Source organism: Microbacterium sp. NPDC008134, from assembly GCF_042957055.1.
GTDB lineage: Bacteria > Actinomycetota > Actinomycetes > Actinomycetales > Microbacteriaceae > Microbacterium.
The window spans coordinates 1-17,321 of sequence record NZ_JBIBHO010000003.1; the positions used below are offsets into that span (position 1 = coordinate 1).

The following is a 17,321-nucleotide window of genomic DNA, read 5'->3' on the forward strand; positions in this document are numbered from 1 at the left end:
ATTTGACAAGTGCACGCTGTTGAGTTCTCAAGGATCGGATGCTCCCACGACCCAGTCATCACAACCAGGCCCGAAGGGCAACTTCTCTATCTTACTGATCTCGTTCCTGTTGTCAAATCGCATCTCAGCGACTCGCTCATCGGAATGAGGCAGTTCCTGCATCCAGAACACTCAGAAGAGTTGATGTGGATGAGGGGGTGGTTCTCCGCTTGAGGGGGGTGAGGCTCTCGGCCTCTCCGCTTCCCTGTGGGGCGAACAGGTAATAACTTACGTGGATTCCGGGGGTCGGGCAAATCCGGCTCGTTCGCCGGGCGTGTCGCCCCGGTTTTCCGCGGAATCGCCTCACCAGGCCGTCCAGGCGGCCCAGAGCTCGGCATAGGGGCCGGCGGTCTCGACCAGGTCGTCGTGCGTGCCGGACTGCACCACTCGACCGTCCTGCATCACCAGGATGCGGTCGGCTGTCATGGCCTGCGACAGTCGGTGGGCGATCACGATCCCCGTGCGCGAGCCGATCGCCCGAGCCGCCGCATCATCGAGGATCTCGGAGTCGGCCGACCCCGCCTCCGCAGTCGCCTCGTCGAGTATCACGACCGAGGCATCCGAGAGGGCGACCCGCACGAGGGCGAGGTGCTGCGCCTGCCCCGGGGTGAGCGGATGCCCCGACTCCCCCACCTCGGTATCGAGCCCCTCGGGCAGCGCCGCGATCCAGTGCGCCCCCAACGCACCCGCGACCTCGAGCATCCGCGCATCGTCGGCCTGCGCGAACAGACTCAGGTCGTCGCGCACCGTTCCCGCGAACACGTGCGGCTCCTGGCTGAGCATGATCACGGCATCCTGCAGGTCGTGCGGATGCCACTCCTCGATCGCGCGGCCGTCGTGGCGCACGTCGCCCCTACCCACCGGGAGCGCCCCCGCCAGCACGCGGGCGAGCGTCGTCTTGCCCGCTCCGCTCGCACCGACCACCGCGATCCTGTCGCCCGCGGCCGCGCGCAGCGAGACGCCGGCGAGGTCATCGCGCTCCGGACGATGGCCGAACCGCAGTTCCGCCACGTCGATCTCGCCGCGACGGACGGGAGCCTCACGGGTGCGCGCCGCGGGCGACGGGAGTCCGATCACCCCGAACAGACGCGCGAGGCTGGCCCCGGCATCCTGCAGGTCGTCGATCCGGTAGAGCAGACTGCCCATCGGTCCGAACAACCCCAGGAAGTACAGCGCGGCGGCGGTCGCGGCCCCCAGCTCCACCTGACCACCGGCCACGAGGAAGTATCCCGCCACCAGCACCGCCGACAGCCCGACGAGCTCGGCACCGTTGAGGAACACGTTGAAGTCGTTGCGCACCCGGGTCGCCCGCACCTCGAGTCCGATCGCCTGCACACTGGCATCGGCGATGCGGGCGAGGTGCGCCTCTTCGGTGCGCAACGCCGCGACGGTATCGACTCCGCGCACGGCCTCGATCGTGCGCTGCCCCCGCTCGGCCACCACCACTCGGTGCTCGCGGTACACCGGGGCCGACCGGCGCAGGAACCAGCGCAGCGAGAAGAACTGGATCGGCGCGGCGCACAGAGCGGCCAGCGCGAAGCGCCAGTCGAGCGCCCCCAGACCCACCAGGCTCAGCACGATGCCGAACACCGCGGTGAGGAAGGCGGGCAGCGCCTCCTCGACCACCTCGCCCACCGCCCGCACGTCGCCCGAGAGCCGGGCCACCAGGTCTCCGGTGCCGGCGGCTTCGATCCGCGACGTCGGCTGAGCGAGCGCCGTGCGGAACGCCGCCTCGCGCACCTCCCGGATCGTGCCCTGGCCGAGCCGCGCCAGGAGCACGCGCCCGAGCCAGGTGAGCACGGCGGCGAGGGAGACGGATGCCGCGAGCACCAGCCCGAACGGCAGCAGACCTCCGCCGCCGGCGACGATGTCGTCGACCATGAGCCCGATCATCCAGGGGGCGACGAGGGCGGCCCCGACACCGGCGAAGAGCGTCAGGAGCGCGAGGGCCACGAGGCTCCTTCGATGCCCGAGGGTCGTGAGGAGCCCGCGCGCGGTGTCGCGACGGCTCGCGATCGGCAACTTCTCGTCGCTCATGCGTCGTCCCCCCGGTCGCGTTCGTCGCTCGGATCACGGTCGTCGCCCGGATCATGATCGTCCCGCAGGTCGTGCACCCGAGCGCACGCCGCGAGCAGCGAGGCGCGGTCGGTGAGCAGCAGCATCGTGCGCCCGTCGCCCGCGAGACCCGCGGCGACCTGCGCCTCGGTGATCGGGTCTATCGCCGTGGTCGGCTCGTGCAGCACCAGGAGCGGCTGCGGTTGGTGCAGCGCACGGGCGAGCAACAGGCGCTGGCGCTGTCCGCCCGAGAGGCGCAGTCCCCGCTCGCCGACGCGCTCGTCGAGCCCGTCCGGCAGCCGTCGGACGACCTCGTCGAACGCGGATGCCGTCAGGTGCGCGGCGTCGATCGGATCGGCGATGTTCTCGGCCGCCGTGCCGCTGAACACCGCAGCGTCGTGCGGAGGCGCGAACACCCGGGCGCGCAGATCCTCGGCGTCGAGGTGCGCGGCATCCGTCCCGCCCAACTCCAGCTCGCCCGCCTCGGCCTCGCGCTGCCCGCCGAACAGGCGCGCGAGGTCGGCGATCCGCTCGGGGTCGGCACGGATGCCCGTGACCTCCCCCGCGCGGATCTCGATCAACCGCCCGTCGATGTCGAGACGCGCGACCACCCCGCCCGCGGCCGGCCCGACGGCATCCGTCACCGGCATCCGCTCGGCGGAATCCTCGCCCGCCTCCGCCGTGAACTCGGCGATGCGCGTGGCCGACCCGTGCTTGCTCGCGATCTGCGCCGGCAGATAGCCGAGCGACTGCAGCGGTCCCCGGATCGTCTGCGCGAGACCCATGGCCGTGACGAATCCGCCGATCGTGATCGCGCCCTCCAGCGCCAGCCATCCGCCGAGCATCGCGATGCCGGTGAAGGCGAGACCGCTCACCAGCAGGTTCAACGCCGTGAGCCCCGCGGTCGCCTTCTCGGCGCGGTAGGCGGCCTCGGCCGCGACCGCGCTCTCGGCGACGTAGCGCTCGGCTGCCCGCGGAGCCCCACCCAGGGCGCCCAGCACACGCAGTCCGGTCGCGAAGTCGGTGCTCACCGCGTCGAGCCGTGCGGCCTGCTTCTGCGCCGCGTACCCGCGCCGCCGCAGCGGACCGCTCACCGCGTGCACGACGAACGCCTGCACGAGGGTGCCGATCACCACCGCGATCGCGAGCGGCCACGCGATCACGAGCAGCGTGATGCACGCCACGAGTACGGCCGTCGCCGCGGCCGCCTGCTCGGCGATCACCCAGAAGAACCCGGCCGTCTGCCCGGCATCCGACGACGAGATCGTCAGCACCTCGCCGGCCGGGCGCCGCACACGACGACGCAGAGCGAGCCCGAGCACGCCCTGGCGCAGCGCGTGCTCGCCCCGGGCGTAGACGACGGTGCCCGAACGGTCACCCATCTGCCACGAGCAGATCAGCACCGCGAAGACCACGACGAGGAACCCCAGCGCCCAGCCGAGCGCGACCGGGTCGCGCGGTGCGATGGCGCGGTCGATCACGACCCCCACCGCCACCGGCACCATGACCTCGGCGAGCTGATGCCCGCAGAAACCCGCGATCGACAGCGCCGCGCGCAACCGTCGCCCGCGCCCCCAGACGCCCTCGCGGAACACCCCGCCGACGGTCGTCAGCGCACCGGCAGAGCCCGCACTCACGGGAGCGTCGCCGATCCGAGCGGCACCACGAGCGGACTCCCCGCCACCGGGTCCTCGATCACGAGGCATTCCAACCCGAAGACCTCCTCGACGAGCTCCGCCGTGACGATCTCGCGCGGCGGACCCTCGGCGACCACCTCGCCGTCCTTCATCGCGATGATGTGCGTCGCGTAGCGGGCGGCATGGTTCAGGTCGTGCAGCACGGCCACCAGCGTACGGCCCTCGCGGTGCAGCCTCCGGAACAGCTCGAGCAGCTCGATCTGGTGCGCGATGTCGAGGAACGTGGTCGGCTCGTCGAGGAGCAGGATCGGCGTCTCCTGCGCCAGCGCCATCGCGACCCACACCCGCTGGCGCTGACCGCCCGAGAGTTCGTCGACCAGTCGGGTCGACAGCTCGGTCGTGTTCGTCGCGGCGAGAGCATCCGCCACCGCTCTGGCGTCGTCGGCCGACCACTGCTTGATGAGCTTCTGGTGCGGGTAGCGCCCGCGGGACACGAGATCGGCGACGACGATGCCGTCGGGCGCGAGCGAGGTCTGCGGGAGCAACCCCACCTCCCGCGCGAGCGCCTTCGAGGGCATCTGCGCGATCGACCGCCCGTCGAGCGTCACCGCTCCCTGCGAGGGCTTGAGAAGACGCGCGAGGCCGCGCAGCAGCGTCGACTTGCCGCACGCGTTCGGCCCGACGATCACGGTGAACGAGTGATCGGGCACGCGCACGTCGAGGCGCTCGGAGATCACCCGCCGGTCGTAGCCGATCGTCACGCCGTCGGCGTGCAGGCGGGAGGTCGGGGCGGATGCTGTCGCCACGGGGCACCCTTCATCGAGGTCATCGGTCGGAGTGGAGGTCATCGGCGCCGGGTCTCGCGGATCAGGAGCCAGACGAAGTAGACACCGCCCACCGACACCGTGACGATGCCGACGGGGAGTTGGAGCGGTGCGAACGCGCGCTGCGCGAGGAAGTCGCTGACGACCAGGAGCAGCGCCCCCATCGCCCCCGCCGCGACGGGTCCGACACCGGTCGAGCGGGTCAGCCGCCGCGCGATCTGCGGGGCGACCAGAGCGATGAAGGCGATCGGTCCGGCGGCCGCCGTCACGAGAGCGACCAGCGCGACGCCGAGCACGATCGACGCGAGACGCACGAGCGTCGGGCGCCCGCCGAGGGACCCCGCCGCATCGTCGCCCAGTTCGAGCACGCGTAGCGCGGGCGACAGGGCGAGTGATGCGGGCACGAGCAGTGCCAGGATCACCAGCACCGGGAGGAGCTCGGCCATCGAGACGCCGTTGAGCGACCCGCTGCCCCACACCCCCGCGGTGAGCTGCTCCTCGGGCGTCGCCTTGAGCATGAGGTAGGTGTTCACCGCCGCGAGCAGGGCCGAGACCCCGATGCCGACGATGATCAGGCGGAACCCCTGCACACCCCGCCGGTACGCGAGCACGAAGACGACGAGCGCGGTCACGATGCCGCCGATCAGCGCACCCGAGGCAATGGCGTAGTACCCGCCCCCGGTGACCAGGAGCACGATCAGGGCCCCGGTGTACGAGCCGGAGGAGAACCCGATGATGTCGGGCGAGCCCAGCGGGTTGCGGGTGAGCGACTGGAAGATCGCCCCCGACATCCCCAGCGCGAGTCCGAGGAGGGCCGCGAGAAGGGCCCGCGGCATCCGCCATTCGCGCACGACGAGCACGACACCGCGGTCGGCAGAACCCAGCAGACCGCCGATCACCTCGTCGAGCGGCATGTCGTAGGTACCCGTCGCGATCGAGGCGACGACCCCGACCGCGGTCAGCAGCAGCAGGACGAGCACCACCAGCACGGCGCGCAGGGAGACGGATGCCGAGACGCCGCGCCGCTGCACGACGAGCTGGCGGTAGCCGAAGTCGACGGTGGAGGTCACAGTCCGCTCACCTTCGTTCGGCGGGCGAGGAGGATGAGCACCGGTGCGCCGACGAACGCGGTGACGATGCCGACCTCGAGTTCCTGCGGGGCGAGCACCACGCGGCCGACGACGTCGGAGGTCAGGAGCAGCAGCGCCGCGCCGACCGCTGAGAACGGGATGATCCAGCGCTGATCGGGACCGGTGAACCAGCGCACCACGTGCGGCACCATGAGCCCGACAAAACCGATCGGCCCCGCGGCTGCGGTCGCCGCGCCCGCGAGGAGCGTCACGGCGATGATCACGAGTACGCGGGTGCGGATCACATGCGCACCCAGCGAGCGGGCGAGGTCGTCGCCGAGCGAGATCGCGTTCAGCGGACGCCCGGAGACCGCGCCGAGCAGCAGCCCGAGCAGGATCGGGATCGCCACGGTCGCGAGCGTGTCCCACCCGCGCCCCGCGAGCGAGCCCGCGCTCCACCGCAGCATGTCGTCGAAGGAGTTCGGGTTCAGCATGGTGATCGCCGACGAGAAGCCGCCGAGCAGGGCGCCGAGCGCGACACCGACGAGCGTCAGACGGATCGGCGTCGCCCCCACCGCGCCGATCGACCCGAGCGCGTACACCAGTACGGTCACCACGATCGCCCCGATGAAGGCGAACCACAGGTATTGCGACATCGCGGTCACCCCGAGCAGGCCGATCGCCACCACGACCGCCGCGTTCGCGCCCGCCCCGACGCCGAGGATGCCGGTGTCGGCGAGCGGATTGCGGGTGAGGGCCTGGATCAGCGCGCCCGCGACGCCGAGAGCGGCGCCGACGAGCAGCGCCAGGCCCGCCCGCGGCATCCGCATCCCGTGCACGATGTACGACGTCTCGCCGCCGTCGGGGTGCCAGAGCGCCTGCCAGATCTCGGCGAAGCCGATGCCGCGCGCCCCCACCCACAGGCTCAGCAGGAACACGACCACGAGCAGGATCGCCGCGGCGACCAGGAAGAGGGCGCGCGTGAAGGGGATGCGCGAGACGACGCGCACCGGGGCCGGCGTCGGCCGGTCGGTGCGCGTCGTCTCGTCGGCGAGCGGTGCGGTCATCAGCCCTGCGCGTCGAGCTTCGCCTGCACCTCGGCGAACAGTGCCTCGAGGTCGTCGAGATTGCCCATTGCCCAGCCGTACGATCCGGTGGGTCCGCGGTCGATGTACTCGAAGACCATTCCGTTCTGCACGGCCGGCAGGTTCTGCCAGATGGTGTTCGCGTCGAGTGCCGCCTGCTGCTCGTCCGAGACGCCGGTGCGCATGAAGATGATGTCGGCGTTGGCGATGCGGTCGAGTTCTTCGTAGGAGAACCAGCTCGGGAACCCGTCTTCGGTGACCTCCTCTTCCGCCTGCTCGCGGAAGGTCGCCCCGAGATCGCGAAGGATGGGGGTGATGAAGTGCGTGTCGGAGTATGTACCCCACTCGTCGGGCTCGGGCCCGAACACCGTGACGGCGTAGTCGCTCAGGATCTCGGGGTACTCGGCAGCCACCTCGTCACGGCGAGTGTCGTAGGCCTCGACGAGGGGCTCGAGGTCGTCCTCCTTGCCCAGGATCGTAGCGAGCTCGGTCGCCCGCGTGCGCCATGCCTCCCCGTCGCGGGCATTGAACGTGATGATCGGGGCGATCTTCTCGATCTCCTCGCGCATCGGGTCGTCCATGGGGAGGAAGTCCTGTGTCGCGATCACCACATCGGGATCGGCCTTGACGATCGCCTCGAGGTTGAGCTCGTAGTACTCGCCGATCGACTCGGCATCCGACTCCGCGATCGCGTCGATGTACTCGAGTGGGATTCCCTCGCCCTCGGTGTCGGTGAAGTAGCTGTTGACGACGCCGACCGGCGTCACGCCCAGGTCGATGAGAGCGGCCGGGGTGTAGAAGTCGACCGAGACGATGCGCTCGATCGACTCGGGCAGCTCGACGCTGCCGAACTCGTTCTCGTAGACGCGGGTGCTGCCGGCGGCATCGCCCTCTGCGGGGGCGCTGCAGGCGGCGAGCGCGAGGACCGCGGCGGATGCCGTGGCGAGGCCGAGGACGCGGACGGCGCGGTTCGGGCGCGCCGAGAAGAGGGGGGACATGGTGCTCCTGTGAATGCGGGTGTGAGTGCAGAGAGAACGCCGGCGGAGAACCGGCCGGCGTTGGTAAGGGTTGCCTGACCTAAGCTAGACGATCACCCATGCCGCAGAGGGGACGATCTGTACCGGTTTCGGTACACGCACTCAGCCCGCGTTCGGCTTCTCTCCGCGGGATCCCCGCACGTACTCCGCCGGAGTCTGCCCGGTGAGCGATCGGAAATGGTCGATGAACGTCGACGGATTGCGGTAGCCGACCCGACGCGCGACCGACACGATCGACCGCCCGTGAGTGAGCTCGCGGATCGCGAGCTGCATCCGCGCGAGGATCCTCCACTGCGTGAAGGTGATCCCGGTCTCCGCCTCGAACTGACGCGCGAGGGTGCGCCCGTGCATCCCGCACTCGTAGCCCCAGTCGGCGGTCGTGCGCTTGTCGGCGGGGTCGGTGAGGATCGCGCTCGCGACCATGTGCAGGTGGGTGCTGCGGGGCATCACGAGGTCGAAGGACTCCCGAGGTGCCGGCATCAGAAGATCGAGGATCACGCGCTGCAGCCGGAGCCGGGCGTCGTCGGCGAGGGAGCCGAGCAGATTGTGATCGAGGAGCACGCGCAGCGGCTCGGTCATCGCCACGCCCGTGACGACTCCCGGCATCGCGACGGTGTTCGGACCACCGGGCGTGAAGTACGTCGCGCGCACGCGCGCTCCCCGCTCGGCCGAGGCCCGGTGCACGATGCGCGAGGGCACCCACACGGCGAGCGCCGGCGGGATCGCCCACACTCGGCCGTCGGCCTCGAGGCGCGCCATACCGCCTGCCGACCACAGCAGCTCGTGCTCCTCGTGGGCATGCTCGGGCCAGACGATCGGATCATCGGTGTCGTACTCGAAGGTCGTGAGCAGATAACCGGGCGGCACCCGGATCCAGTCGCCCTCGAGCGGCTCACTCACGGTTCTCGCCGATCGAGCCGATCTCGCCGTTCGAGCCGCAGGCGCACCCCGTCGATCACGAGCTCGACCTTGTCGGTCCACCACGAACTGGGTTCGCCCTGCTGCCCCATCGCGTCGCGCATCACCGCGAGGTATTCCTCGGCCATCCGCTGATCGGGCACCGCTCCCCCGGCATCCTCCATCGTCGTGATCGCCAGGTCGCGGAACGTGCGATCCCCGTCGACCTCACGGTCGAGCAGCTCGATGGTGAGGTAGGAGTCGGCGGTCATGTCGCCGATCGTGTCGACGATGAGCGCGGCCTCGCGGAAGGTGAAGCCGAGGCGCACCGTGAGGTACTCGACGATCCGGTACGCCTGGAACACGAAGGCGTCGGGCATCGAGGTCATGCCCCGCACGCGCTGGGCGAGGCCCGGCGTGGCGGCGAACATGTCCCACATCGCGTGCGCGCAGTCGCGCAGGTACTGCGCCCAGTCGTCGCCGGGCTCGGGCCAGACCGCACGGGCTGCCGCGACCCCGACGGCGGCGTCGAGCATGTCCTCGCGGCCTGCGATGTGGCGGTAGAGCGTCGATTGATCGACGCCGAGGCGCTCGGCGATCGCCGAGGTCGTCGCCCGATCGAGCCCGATCTCGAGGACGGCGTCGAGGATCGCCTCCCGGGAGGTCAGCGGGGGGCGGCCACGGCGCGGCTGAGCAGGCATCCGCCCCATCGTACTCGGGAGCCCCACGACCGTCCCGAATGCGGTCAGGTAAGGCTAACCTTGCCTGGAGAGTCGGTCATCCGCTACGCTCGATCTGTTTTGCAATAGACATTTGCAAAAGAAGGGCCCGGGATGACAGACACCACCGAACGCGCCGCCGCGAAGGCCGCACGCCGTACCGCGACGCAGCGCCAGCGCGCTGCCGACCGCGCGATCCTCGGGCCCGTGTCGACGCGCCTCACGATCGCGAGCACGATCGTCGCTATCGCCTCACTCTGCGCCGTCGTGCCGTTCGTCCTCATCGCCGAGGTGTGCCGTGAGCTCCTCACCTCCACCCCCGACTGGAGTCGGGTGTGGGCGCTGCTGCTCACCGCCCTCGGCATTCTCGGCGTGCGCGGACTGCTGCAGTCCGGCGCCCTGCTCTGGTCGCACCTGATCGACGCCGGGCACCAGTACACGCTGCGCCAACTGCTCGCCGCGAAGCTCTCGCGGGTTCCGCTCGGCTGGTTCACCGAGCGCAGCTCGGGCGAGATCAAGAAGCTCCTGCAGAACGACGTCGACGCCCTGCACTACCTCGTCGCCCACGCGCGCCTCGAGTTCATCGGCGCCCTCACGCTGCCGCTGGCGACCTTCGCCTACCTGCTGTTCGTCGACTGGCGGCTCGCCCTCCTGCTTATCGTGCCTATCGTCTTCTACGCCGGCGTGATGTCGCGCATCATGGGCCCCGAGTACAGCGCGAAGCTCGCGACCTACGAGTCGTGGCAGACGCAGGTCGCCGAGACCACGATCGAGTTCGTCGACGGCATCCAGGTCGTGCGGGCATTCGGCCAGCCCCGCAAGGGCCACCACCGTTACCAGGAGGCGGTCGACGGCTACGCGACCTTCTTCCAGGCGTGGGTGAAGCCCATCACGCGTCTCGAGGGGATCGGCAGCCAGCTGCTCAACCCCGTCGTCGTGCTGCTGCTCGTGCTGCTTGCGTCGCTCGGCCTCATCGGCGCCGATCTGATGGAGCCCGCTTCCCTCGTGCCGTTCATCCTGCTCGGACTCGGCATCGGCGGCACCGTGCTCACCTTCGGCTACGGCGTGCAGGCACTGCGCCAGGCGTCGTCGGCATCCGTGCGGCTGTACGAACTCGGCGAGACCGCCGAGCTCGCAGACCCCGCCACCGGCCCCACGCCCTCCTCGGGCCTGGTGCGGTTCGAGGGCGTGACGTTCGGGTACCGCGAGGGCCAGACCGTGCTCGACGGCGTCGACCTCGAGCTGCGCCCCGGCACGATCACGGCCCTCGTCGGCCCGAGCGGCTCGGGCAAGTCGACCCTCGCCCGCCTCGTGCCCCGGTTCTACGACGTGACCGGCGGACGCATCACCCTCGACGGACACGACCTGCGCGACATCCGCTCAGCCGACCTGTACCGCTCGGTCGGGTTCGTGCTGCAGGACGTGCAGCTCATCGCCGGCACGGTGCGCGAGAACCTGCGGTTGGCGAAGGCGGATGCCGACGACACCGCGCTCGAGGCCGTATGCCGCGCCGCCCAGATCCACGACCGCATCCTCGAACTGCCCCGCGGCTACGACTCGGAGATCGGCGTCGACGCGCGATTCTCCGGTGGGGAGGCGCAGCGTCTCTCGATCGCCCGCGCCCTGCTCGCGGATGCCCCGGTGCTGGTGCTCGACGAGGCGACCGCGTTCGCCGACCCGGAGTCGGAGGCCGCGATCCAGGACGCCCTGGCCGTGCTCGTCGCCGACCGCACGGTGCTCGTGATCGCGCACCGACTGCACACCATCGTCGACGTCGACCAGATCGTCGTGCTCGACCAAGGGCGCATCGTCGAGCGCGGCACCCCCGCGGAACTCCGCGCCGGTGACGGACTCTTCTCGCGCCTGTGGGCCGCGAACGAGCGTGCCCTCACCGAGGTGGAGAGCCTCGACGACGCGGATACCGAACTCGACAGCCTGGAGGTGACCGCATGATCCGCAAGGTCCTGCGTCTCGTGCCCGACCCGTACCGCGGGATGATCCCGCTGTATCTGGCGACGATCGTGGTCTACGCACTCGCCCAGTCCACCGCCTACGTCTTCCTCATGCCTCTGCTCGACGCGCTCTTCCAGGGCGACCTCGTCACCGCGTGGGCGTGGACGGCGGGCATCGCCGTCGCCGTCGTGGTGGTGTTCGTCACCGGATACCGCCAAGCCGTCCAGGGCCTGAAGATCGGCACCGGCATGATGCACTCGCTGCAGACCCGCCTCGGCGACCACATCGCCGCCCTCCCCCTCGGCTGGTTCGGCTCGGCGACCGCGGGGCGGGTGTCGCGCCTGATCAGCAGCAGCGTCAAGGACGCGATGGGCGTGTTCGCACATCTCCTCACGCCGCTGGTCACCGGCATCCTGGTACCGGCGGGAGTCGTGGTCGGCATGCTGTTCCTCGACGCGCGCGTGTCGCTCGCGATGGTGATCAGTGCCCCGCTGCTCTACCTCGTGAACCGCTGGGGCCAGGGCGTGTACTCGCGGGCCGAGGCGCGGGCGCACACCGCGGCCGAGGAATCGAACTCGCGGGTGATCGAGTTCGCGCAGGCGCAGCCCGTGCTCCGCGCCTTCGGATCGGCGACCACGGGCAACCGCGGCCTGCAGAACGCCCTCACCGCCCAGCGCCGCGTCGGCCGCGGACTCGTGTTCGCCTCGGTGCCCGGTCTCGTCGTGTTCTCGTTCCTCGTGCAGCTCACCTTCATCGCGCTCGTCTACCTCGTGATCTCGTTCGCCTCGGGCGGCACGCTCTCCGTCCCCGCGGCGATCGCGCTGATCGCGGTCAGCTCCCGCTTCATCGATCCGCTGAACCAGGCCGCCGAACTGTCGACCGCCGTGCGCGGTGCGGCGAACGCCGCCGACCGCATCACCGAACTCCTCGAGACCCCGACGCTGCCCGAGACGGATGCCGTCGTACAGCCGCGCGACGCGGGCGTGCGCTTCACCGACGTCTCGTTCGCGTACGGGTCCGGCGAGCGCGTGATCGACGGCGTCTCCTTCACCGTGCCGGCCGGCACGACGACCGCGCTCGTCGGCCCGAGCGGCAGCGGCAAGACCACGCTGCTGCGGCTCGCCTCGCGCTTCCACGACGTCGACGCAGGAGGCATCGAGGTCGGCGGTCACGCGATCTCCGACTACTCCTCGACCACGCTCATGGAGCAGTTCTCGCTCGTCTTCCAGGACGTCTACCTCTTCCACCAGTCGATCGCCGAGAACGTGCGCATCGGACGAGCGGATGCCTCGGCCGACGACCTCGCACGCGCGGCAGAGGTCGCGCGCGTCGACGAGATCGTGGAGCGCCTCCCCGAGGGCTGGGACACGAACGTCGGCGAAGGCGGCACCTCGCTCTCGGGCGGCGAACGCCAGCGGGTCTCGATCGCCCGCGCGCTGCTGAAGGATGCCCCCATCGTGCTGCTCGACGAGGCCACCAGCGCCCTCGATCCGCAGAACGAGGCGGCGGTCGTGCGCGGCATCCACGAGCTCACGCGCGACAAGACCGTCATGGTCGTCGCGCACCGACTGGCGACGATCCGGCACGCCGACCAGATCCTGTTCCTCGACCAGGGGCGCATCGTCGAGCGCGGCACGCATGACGAACTGCTCGCCGCCGGTGGACGCTACGCCGACTTCTGGAACGAGCGCTCCCGGGCATCCGGGTGGCATCTGGCGCCGGCATCCGACGCCGTCGATGCCGCCGCGACCGAGGCGGTGCGCTGATGGCCGCGAACTGGCAGCGCGGGATGATGCGCCTGATGCGCATCGCCAATCACCCCGCCCAGGTCGTCGCCATCGAGGACTACACGCCCTGGTACCGGCGGATCGTCTTCCGGGCCCCGGAGGTCACGGCGTCCGTCGACGGGTTCCCCACGCTGTGGCTGCGGCTCTGGGTTCCGCATCCCGCGAAGGGCGAGGGATTCCTCGTGCAGCGCGGCTACACGTTCGTGACCCTGGATGCCGAGACCTCGACGTTCAGCCTCGACTTCGTACTGCACGACGTCGCCGGCCCCGCGGGTGACTGGGCGAAGACGGCATCCCTCGGCGACACGCTCGAAGTCGCGCTGACCCCGGCGCGCATCGACATCCCCGACGGCACGACCACGCTCGTGCTCGCCGGCGACTCGACGGCGCTGCCCGCGATCAACACGTGGCTCGAATCCGTGCCGGATGCCGTCACCTGCCGCGTGTTCGTCGAGGAGGACCACGCCGATCGCGGTTCCCTGCCCCAGATCATCCGGGAGAACGGCACGTGGGAGTGGGTGACGCGCGAGGGCGACCGGGGGGCCGCCCTTGCCGACGCCGTGCGCGCCGCCGTGTCTCCCGGCGAGGGGATCTACGGCTGGGGCGCGGGCGAGAAGACGCTCGTCAAGAACGTGCGCGGAGCATTCCGCGAACACCTGGGCCTCGACCGAGGTCACCATTTCACGCAGTTCTACTGGATCGAAGGTAAGGCCACCGGCTGATGAAGAACCTCCCCACCCGCGTCCTGCTCACGTGCGCCGCGATCGGCGTCGCGAACGGCATCCTGCTGCTGCCGATCTTCGGCATCTTCTCGAGCGCCGCGATCGCCGCCGCACCCCTGGTGTACACCGTGCTGCTCGGCTTCTGGTTCTTCGGCGGCGTGCTCATGCAGACCCTCACGCACCGCCCCGGCGTCGCGTTGCTGACCACCTTCATCGCCGGCCTCGTGATCGGCCCGTTCACGCCCTACGGATTCTCGACCGTGCTGTCGACCGCCACCGTGGGGCTGTGCCAGGAGCTGCCGTTCCTCGCCACGCTGTACCGCAAGTGGCCGACGTGGTTGTTCTACGTCGCCAACGGACTCATCGGGCTCGCCTATGCGTTCCCGGCGCAGGCGATCTTCGCCGCCGACACCCCGGATGCCGTGCGTCTCGCGGTCTACCCGCTCGCTGCGGCGAGCGCGGTGGCGACGACCTGGATCGCGCGCGCGGCCGCGAAGCAGCTCGACCGCACCGGCGTGACCCGCGGGCTGCGCCGCGAGCGCGCCACGGCCTGACGTCCGTCATCCGTCCCTTTCCGGCTTTCGAATCGCTCACTTCGTCGTTCTTCCGCCCCGAATACTGCGAAGTGAGCGATTCGAAAGGGTGTGAACCTGCCACACTGGTGCGCGGAGAGGGAATCGGATGAGCGCGCACGGAGACGAGACCGCCCGGCACCGGAAGACGGATGCCGGAAACGCGGATGCCGGGAAAGCGCGGCGTCCGTGGCGGCGGACGAAGATCGCCGTCGCATGCGTCGCCGGAGTGGCCGCGGTGGTCGCGATCGTGGGCACGCTCACCCCGTGGCCATCGGCGATGATCATCCGCGCCGTCTTCACGAAGGGCGGCGACGAGACCGCCGCCGAGATGGACAAGCACGTGCCCGACACGAAGCTCACCGAGCAGCTCGACGTGGCCTACGGCGACCGCGGCGGCGACACCACGATGGACGTCTTTTCGCCGGCATCCGCCACCGGCCCACTGCCCACGGTCGTGTGGATCCACGGCGGCGCCTGGATCTCGGGAGCCAAGGAGAACGTCGATCCGTACCTGCGCATCCTCGCCGGCGAGGGGTACACGACCATCGGCGTGAACTACACGATCGGCCCGGAGGGTGTGTATCCGCTCGCCGTGAACCAGCTCAACGAGGCGCTCGCGTACATCGACGAGCATGCGGCGGACCTGGGCGTCGACCCCACGCAGATCGTGCTCGCCGGCGACTCCGCCGGAGCCCAGCTCGCCAGCCAGATGGCGACCCTCATCACGAGCCCCGACTACGCCGAGATCATGGACGTCACCCCCGCCATCGAGGCATCGCAGCTCGTCGCCACCGTGCTCAACTGCGGTGTCCACGACCTGTCGGCGCTCGCGCAGCTCGACGGCATCGCCGGCTGGGGCTTCAAGTCGGCGATGTGGGCGTACTCCGGCACCAAGACCTGGGCCGAGGACTCGACGGGCGCGACGATGTCGACTGTGGACTGGGTGACCGCCGACTTCCCCGCGACCTACATCTCGGGCGGCAACGGCGACGGCCTCACCTGGCTGCAGTCGATCCCGATGGCGAAGCGGCTCGACGAGCTCGGGGTCGAGGTCACCGACCAGTTCTGGCCGAGGGACCACGAACCGGCGCTCCCCCACGAGTACCAGTTCCACCTCGATATGCCGGATGCCCGGACCGCCCTGCAGAAGACGCTCGACTTCCTCGACGCGCACACGACCCGCTGACGCGGGGCGCCGCTCTGTTGGCCGGTTGGCCGGTTGGCCGGTGTGGACTGAAACCCACCATGCGCGTCGAGACCCACCGTCGCCGACGACGCGGGTGATGGGTTTCGACGCGGGCGATGGGTTTCGACACACATACGTGTCGCGGATCCGCAGGGGGGCAGGGCACGCGTGCGCGCAGAGGCGGGCGTCAGTCCCAGGTGTGCACGGGGCCGCCGTCGGCGGCGCGGTCGAGGTAGTCGCGCAGCATGCCGTGCAGAGCATCGACCCGCGACTCGCCCGCCTGCTCCCGCGCGGCGACGTTCCCGCGCTGCCACGTGGCCCCGTTGCGCCCGGTCACGCAGCGCTGCTCGATGATGCCGAGATACCGATCGCGTGCGGCCGGATCGACGTCGTAGGCGTCGAGTCCCTCGGCCGCCATCGGCAGCAGTCGTCGCAGCACGAGCTCGCGCGCGCCGACCCAGCCCACCTCGGGCCAGTACAGCCGGGCATCGATGCCCTCGCGAGCGCCGGCGTGCAGGTTCTCGCGCGCGGCATCGAAGCTCATCTGTGTCCACAGCGGACGATCGGCCTCGGCGAGCGTGCGCACGAGGCCGTAATAGAACGCCGTGTCGGCCAGCACGTCGGCCACACTCGGCCCGGCCGGCAGCACGCGGTTCTCCACCCGCAGATGCGCGGTGCCGTCGACCGTGTCGTAGATCGGCCGATTCCACCGGTACACCGTGCCGTTGTGCATGCGCAGCTCGGCGAGGGAGGGCGCGCGGCCGGCGGCGAGCTCCGCGAAGGGGTCCTCGTCGGTGACGGCGGGCAGCAGGGCGGGGAAGTACCTCGAGTTCTCCTCGAAGAGGTCGAAGATGGAGGTGACCCAGCGCTCCCCGAACCACACGCGCGGGCGCACGCCCTGGTTCTTCAGCTCCTGGGAGCGGGTGTCGGTCGCCTGCTCGAACATCGGGATGCGGGTCTCGTGCCACAGGGCGCGGCCCGCGAAGAACGGGGAGTTCGCGGCGAGCGCGACCTGCACCCCGGCGATGGCCTGCGCGGCGTTCCAGTACGGGGCGAAGGAGTCGGGCTCGACCTGCAGGTGCAACTGCACCGAGGTGCAGGCGGCCTCGGGGAGGATCGTGTCGGTGACGATGTCGAGGTTCTCGCGGGGTCCGCCCGGGAGCGGCACGCCCTCCAGCTTCAGCTCGATGTCCTCTCCGCGCGCCGCGAGCACCTGCTCGCCGAGCGCGCTGTACCGCGGGTCATCGGAGATCCAGCGCTCGGTGAAGTGGTGCTCGTCGAGCGTCGGCAGCATCCCGATCATCGCGATCGCGTTGCCGGTGGCGGCCTGCACCCGGGCATCCGCCTCGTTCAGGGCGTGGCGCAACGAGGTCTCGAGGTCTCGGGTGCGCCCGCCGCCGATCGGACGCGGCGCGACGTTCAGCTCGATGTTGAAGCGACCGAGCTCGGTCTGGAACGCGGGACTCGCGATCGCCTCGAGAGCCTGCTCGTTGGCCATGGCCGGGTCGCCGGACGGATCGACGAGATTGAGTTCGATCTCGAGGCCGAGCTGGGGCGCGGCGTCGTCGAAGCGTCCGTCGGCGAGCATCTCGGCGAGCGCGTCGAGGCAGCGTTCGTTCTTGGCGCGGAATCTCGTGCGGTCCTGGCGCGTGAAGCTGCGCTCGTCGATGCTGTCACCCATCCCTCGACGGTAGTGGCCGCACCCTGAACGTCCCCACCCCTTGACATTTCACCA

General features: G+C 70.3%; 14 protein-coding genes. 5 read left to right on the forward strand and 9 right to left on the reverse strand.

Annotated features, from left to right (window positions below; genetic code table 11):
* Nucleotides 1–342 precede the first annotated feature (342 nt).
* The 8 genes from ACFY9N_RS13560 to ACFY9N_RS13595 form a co-directional block, all read right to left on the reverse strand.
* Nucleotides 343–2,076, reverse strand: coding sequence for an ABC transporter ATP-binding protein (locus ACFY9N_RS13560; protein WP_391479247.1), 1,734 nt, complete (start codon nucleotides 2,074–2,076; stop codon nucleotides 343–345).
* The gene (locus tag ACFY9N_RS13565) at nucleotides 2,073–3,731 is read right to left on the reverse strand and encodes an ABC transporter transmembrane domain-containing protein (protein WP_391479249.1); all 1,659 of its coding nucleotides are present in this window, start codon (nucleotides 3,729–3,731) and stop codon (nucleotides 2,073–2,075) included. The genes ACFY9N_RS13560 and ACFY9N_RS13565 overlap by 4 nt, the downstream gene beginning before the upstream one ends.
* The gene (locus ACFY9N_RS13570) at nucleotides 3,728–4,579 is read right to left on the reverse strand and encodes an ABC transporter ATP-binding protein (RefSeq protein ID WP_391479250.1); all 852 of its coding nucleotides are present in this window, start codon (nucleotides 4,577–4,579) and stop codon (nucleotides 3,728–3,730) included. The genes ACFY9N_RS13565 and ACFY9N_RS13570 overlap by 4 nt, the downstream gene beginning before the upstream one ends.
* Nucleotides 4,576–5,625, reverse strand: a complete 1,050-nt coding sequence (locus ACFY9N_RS13575; protein ID WP_391479251.1) for a FecCD family ABC transporter permease — start codon at nucleotides 5,623–5,625, stop codon at nucleotides 4,576–4,578. Before ACFY9N_RS13575 ends, ACFY9N_RS13570 begins: the two co-directional genes overlap by 4 nt.
* On the reverse strand, nucleotides 5,622–6,692 hold the full coding sequence (locus ACFY9N_RS13580) for a FecCD family ABC transporter permease (protein ID WP_391479253.1): 1,071 nt from the start codon (nucleotides 6,690–6,692) through the stop codon (nucleotides 5,622–5,624). The genes ACFY9N_RS13575 and ACFY9N_RS13580 overlap by 4 nt, the downstream gene beginning before the upstream one ends.
* Nucleotides 6,692–7,708 carry an ABC transporter substrate-binding protein gene (locus ACFY9N_RS13585; protein WP_391479254.1) on the reverse strand — a complete coding sequence of 339 codons (1,017 nt, stop codon included), beginning with the start codon at nucleotides 7,706–7,708 and terminating at the stop codon, nucleotides 6,692–6,694. Before ACFY9N_RS13585 ends, ACFY9N_RS13580 begins: the two co-directional genes overlap by 1 nt.
* Before the next feature lie 141 nt (nucleotides 7,709–7,849).
* Entirely contained in the window at nucleotides 7,850–8,647 is a 798-nt protein-coding gene (locus tag ACFY9N_RS13590) for a helix-turn-helix domain-containing protein (RefSeq protein ID WP_391479255.1), read from the reverse strand.
* A complete protein-coding gene (locus ACFY9N_RS13595; RefSeq protein WP_391479256.1) occupies nucleotides 8,644–9,345 on the reverse strand; it encodes a TetR/AcrR family transcriptional regulator in 702 nt (233 codons plus the stop codon). The genes ACFY9N_RS13590 and ACFY9N_RS13595 overlap by 4 nt, the downstream gene beginning before the upstream one ends.
* A gap of 132 nt (nucleotides 9,346–9,477) precedes the next feature.
* Between ACFY9N_RS13595 and ACFY9N_RS13600 the strand changes: the two genes are divergently transcribed.
* The 5 genes from ACFY9N_RS13600 (at nucleotide 9,478) to ACFY9N_RS13620 (ending at nucleotide 15,586) form a co-directional block, all read left to right on the forward strand.
* Complete coding sequence (locus ACFY9N_RS13600) at nucleotides 9,478–11,316, forward strand: ABC transporter ATP-binding protein (RefSeq protein WP_391479258.1); 1,839 nt, start codon at nucleotides 9,478–9,480, stop codon at nucleotides 11,314–11,316.
* Nucleotides 11,313–13,082 (forward strand): ABC transporter ATP-binding protein, encoded by a 1,770-nt coding sequence (locus tag ACFY9N_RS13605; RefSeq protein WP_391479259.1) that lies wholly within the window; start codon nucleotides 11,313–11,315, stop codon nucleotides 13,080–13,082. The genes ACFY9N_RS13600 and ACFY9N_RS13605 overlap by 4 nt, the downstream gene beginning before the upstream one ends.
* Nucleotides 13,082–13,825 (forward strand): siderophore-interacting protein, encoded by a 744-nt coding sequence (locus ACFY9N_RS13610; protein WP_391479261.1) that lies wholly within the window; start codon nucleotides 13,082–13,084, stop codon nucleotides 13,823–13,825. Before ACFY9N_RS13605 ends, ACFY9N_RS13610 begins: the two co-directional genes overlap by 1 nt.
* Nucleotides 13,825–14,379, forward strand: coding sequence for an ECF transporter S component (locus ACFY9N_RS13615; RefSeq protein WP_391479262.1), 555 nt, complete (start codon nucleotides 13,825–13,827; stop codon nucleotides 14,377–14,379). Before ACFY9N_RS13610 ends, ACFY9N_RS13615 begins: the two co-directional genes overlap by 1 nt.
* Nucleotides 14,380–14,506: 127 nt before the next feature.
* Nucleotides 14,507–15,586 carry an alpha/beta hydrolase gene (locus tag ACFY9N_RS13620; protein ID WP_391479263.1) on the forward strand — a complete coding sequence of 360 codons (1,080 nt, stop codon included), beginning with the start codon at nucleotides 14,507–14,509 and terminating at the stop codon, nucleotides 15,584–15,586.
* Nucleotides 15,587–15,773: 187 nt separating this feature from the next.
* On the opposite strand, the gene ACFY9N_RS13625 is transcribed toward ACFY9N_RS13620, so the two are convergent.
* Nucleotides 15,774–17,267: a glutamate-cysteine ligase family protein gene (locus ACFY9N_RS13625; protein WP_391479265.1), complete on the reverse strand. Its 1,494-nt coding sequence runs from the start codon at nucleotides 17,265–17,267 to the stop codon at nucleotides 15,774–15,776.
* Nucleotides 17,268–17,321: the final 54 nt, after the last annotated feature.

Bases quoted from the DNA above. Each gene is read 5' to 3' on its own strand.
- ACFY9N_RS13560 (WP_391479247.1), bottom strand. From the start codon at position 2,076: ATGAGCGACGAGAAGTTGCCGATCGCGAGCCGTCGCGACACCGCGCGC.
- ACFY9N_RS13570 (WP_391479250.1), bottom strand. From the start codon at position 4,579: ATGACCTCCACTCCGACCGATGACCTCGATGAAGGGTGCCCCGTGGCG.
- ACFY9N_RS13580 (WP_391479253.1), bottom strand. From the start codon at position 6,692: ATGACCGCACCGCTCGCCGACGAGACGACGCGCACCGACCGGCCGACG.
- ACFY9N_RS13585 (WP_391479254.1), bottom strand. From the start codon at position 7,708: ATGTCCCCCCTCTTCTCGGCGCGCCCGAACCGCGCCGTCCGCGTCCTC.
- ACFY9N_RS13595 (WP_391479256.1), bottom strand. From the start codon at position 9,345: ATGCCTGCTCAGCCGCGCCGTGGCCGCCCCCCGCTGACCTCCCGGGAG.
- ACFY9N_RS13600 (WP_391479258.1), top strand. From the start codon at position 9,478: ATGACAGACACCACCGAACGCGCCGCCGCGAAGGCCGCACGCCGTACC.
- ACFY9N_RS13605 (WP_391479259.1), top strand. From the start codon at position 11,313: ATGATCCGCAAGGTCCTGCGTCTCGTGCCCGACCCGTACCGCGGGATG.
- ACFY9N_RS13610 (WP_391479261.1), top strand. From the start codon at position 13,082: ATGGCCGCGAACTGGCAGCGCGGGATGATGCGCCTGATGCGCATCGCC.
- ACFY9N_RS13615 (WP_391479262.1), top strand. From the start codon at position 13,825: ATGAAGAACCTCCCCACCCGCGTCCTGCTCACGTGCGCCGCGATCGGC.
- ACFY9N_RS13620 (WP_391479263.1), top strand. From the start codon at position 14,507: ATGAGCGCGCACGGAGACGAGACCGCCCGGCACCGGAAGACGGATGCC.
- ACFY9N_RS13625 (WP_391479265.1), bottom strand. From the start codon at position 17,267: ATGGGTGACAGCATCGACGAGCGCAGCTTCACGCGCCAGGACCGCACG.